The sequence below is a fragment of the Bradyrhizobium sp. genome (assembly GCF_049691595.1).
In the GTDB taxonomy this organism is placed as follows: domain Bacteria; phylum Pseudomonadota; class Alphaproteobacteria; order Rhizobiales; family Xanthobacteraceae; genus Bradyrhizobium.
In genome coordinates, this window is sequence record NZ_JBAVNZ010000158.1 from 1 (window position 1) to 2,283 (window position 2,283).

The 2,283-nt window shown below is 62.7% G+C and carries 4 protein-coding genes; all 4 read right to left on the bottom strand.

The window, feature by feature from the left end; all coding sequences use genetic code 11:
* On the bottom strand, nucleotides 1–1,001 hold a 1,001-nt coding region (locus WCE35_RS07010), incomplete at its 3' end, for an amino acid ABC transporter substrate-binding protein (RefSeq protein WP_424592622.1).
* A 57-nt stretch (nucleotides 1,002–1,058) separates the two neighbouring features.
* Entirely contained in the window at nucleotides 1,059–1,652 is a 594-nt protein-coding gene (locus WCE35_RS07015; RefSeq protein WP_424592623.1) for a L,D-transpeptidase, read from the bottom strand.
* A gap of 301 nt (nucleotides 1,653–1,953) precedes the next feature.
* Complete coding sequence (locus WCE35_RS07020) at nucleotides 1,954–2,082, bottom strand: DUF2474 domain-containing protein (RefSeq protein WP_424592624.1); 129 nt, start codon at nucleotides 2,080–2,082, stop codon at nucleotides 1,954–1,956.
* The coding region (locus WCE35_RS07025) for a cytochrome d ubiquinol oxidase subunit II (protein WP_424592625.1) at nucleotides 2,082–2,283 on the bottom strand (202 nt) is incomplete at its 5' end. The genes WCE35_RS07025 and WCE35_RS07020, both read right to left, overlap by 1 nt.

Here is a 2,283-nt window from a genome sequence, read left to right on the forward strand (position 1 = left end):
CTCCAGAGCTGGTTCAGTCCGCGCGGAATCTTCAGCTTGGATTCCGAGCCGACGTTGCGCTCATAGACTTCGCCGTAATTGCCGATGTGGCGGATGATGCGGGCGGCCCAGTCCCTGGTCAGGCCGAGCTCCTCGCCATAAGCGCCTTCGGTGCCGACCAGCCGCATCACGTCCGGCTTCTTGGACTTCAGCGCCTCATCGATATTCTTCGAGGTAACGCCGAGCTCTTCGGCGTTGATCATCGCATACAGCGTCCACTTCACGATCATCATCCAGTCGTCGTCGCGTTGCCGCACCACGGGGGCGAGCGGCTCCTTGGAGACGACGTCGGGCAGGATGACATGGTCGTTCGGCCTGGAAAGATTGAGCCGCAGCGCATAGAGCTGGGAGACGTCAGCGGTGAAGGTGTTGCACTGGCCGGAATCATAGGCCTTGACCACCTCGTCCAGCTTGGAGAATTTCATCTCCTCGTACTTCATGTTGTTGGCGCGGAAATAATCCGCGAGGTTGAGCTGTGTGGTCGTCGCCGCCTGCACGCAGACCTTGCTGTTGTTGAGGTCGAGCGCGGAATCGATGTTGCGCGCGCGCGGCAGCATGAATCCCTGGCCGTCATAATAGGCGACTGCCGGGAAGTAGAGGTCGTAGTTGGTCTCGCGCGACATGCTCCAGGTCGAGTTGCGCGAGAGGATGTCGACCTTGCGGCTCTGCAGTTCCCTGAAGCGTTCGCTGGCGTCGAGCGGAACGAATTTCGTCTTGTTCGGATCGTCGAAGATCGCGGCCGCGACCGCGCGGCAGAAGTCGACGTCGAAGCCGCTCCAGTTGCCCTTGTCGTCGGGGATCGAGAAGCCGGGCAGGCCGGCATTGACGCCGCACAGCACCTCGCCGCGCCGGATCGTGCGCTTCAGCGTCCGCGTGTCGTATCGCTCATAGGCGATCGCGATCGCCGCGACCGCGACTGCGACCGCCAGCCCAATCAGCAGGCCGCCCCGGAATGTGCGCATGATCTTTCTCTCATCGATGGCAGGAAAATGAGCGGCCCCGAAAGGGGGCCGTCGCGGTTACAGTTCCGGCTTCTGCCGGACGATGACCTTGGTGCCGACCGGGACGCGCTCATAGAGGTCGGTCACGTCGGCATTGACCAGCCGGAAGCAGCCGGAGGAGACCGCGGTGCCGATGGTGTCCGGCCGGTTGGTGCCGTGGATGCGATAGACGGTGGTGCCGAGATACATGGCGCGGGCGCCGAGCGGGTTGCCGGGTCCGCCGGCCATGAAGCGCGGCAAATAGGGCTGGCGCGCGATCATCTCCGGCGGCGGCGTCCAGTCCGGCCACTCCGCCTTGCGGGTAATGTTCAAAAGCCCCTGCCACTGGAATCCCTCGCGGCCGACGCCGATGCCATAGCGGATGGCGCGGCCATTGCCCTGCACCAGATAGAGATGGCGCTCCGCAGTGGCGATGATGATGGTGCCCGGGGCCTCGTTGGTGCGGTAAAGCACCGCCTGCTTCCTGAATTCCGGATCCAGTTCGACGCTGTCGTCGGCCAGCAGCCCCGGCTGGTCGCCGACATCGGGCTTCTGGGCATGGCTTTGCGAGGCCGACAGCACCAGGCCGCCTGCTGCGATCATCGTCCAGATCAGGTGACGAAATTTCGTCATGCAAAGCTCTCCTTGTTGGCCCGACAGCCAAATCGTTGGGACCATCAAATCTCAGGGATCGCTTGATGGCAAGTTCAAGGCGAATGTGGCGGATAGGTCACTGAAATGTCATGAACATTCTAAGTTGCCAGGGCGGGATGAGATTAGGTTGGGCCGTGACCAAGGACCATTTTTCTTCTCGTGCCCCGGACGCAGCGCAGCAAGGCGCGGCCCACGCTACTTTGCATGGGGTTGTTTTCGCGATTTTTTGTTCAGGCCCTGCCGTGCACCGCCGAAGAGGCGCTACGCCGCGTCCGCCGCCTTATTTCGGCGCGATCCAGAGCCGCAAGCCGTAGGAGATGAGGGCGACGGTACCGACGCCGCCGAGCCAAAGCGTGGCGAACCACAGCAGGCGCTGCGTCAAGGAACGCGGATTTCGCCCAGCGGGCATCAATGATAGCCGCTGTGGGCGCCGACCTTGCCGCGGAACACCCAATACGTCCACGCGGTGTAGCCGAGAATCAGCGGTATCAGCACCGCCACGCCGAACAGCATGAAGAGCTGGCTGTTCTCGGGTGACGCCGCCTGCCAGATCGTGATGCTCTGCGGCACGATATAAGGATACATGCTGACGCCGAGCCCCACATAGGAC

Coding starts and splice junctions, on each gene's coding strand:
- WCE35_RS07015 (WP_424592623.1), bottom strand. CDS start 1,652: ATGACGAAATTTCGTCACCTGATCTGGACGATGATCGCAGCAGGCGGC.
- WCE35_RS07020 (WP_424592624.1), bottom strand. CDS start 2,082: ATGCCCGCTGGGCGAAATCCGCGTTCCTTGACGCAGCGCCTGCTGTGG.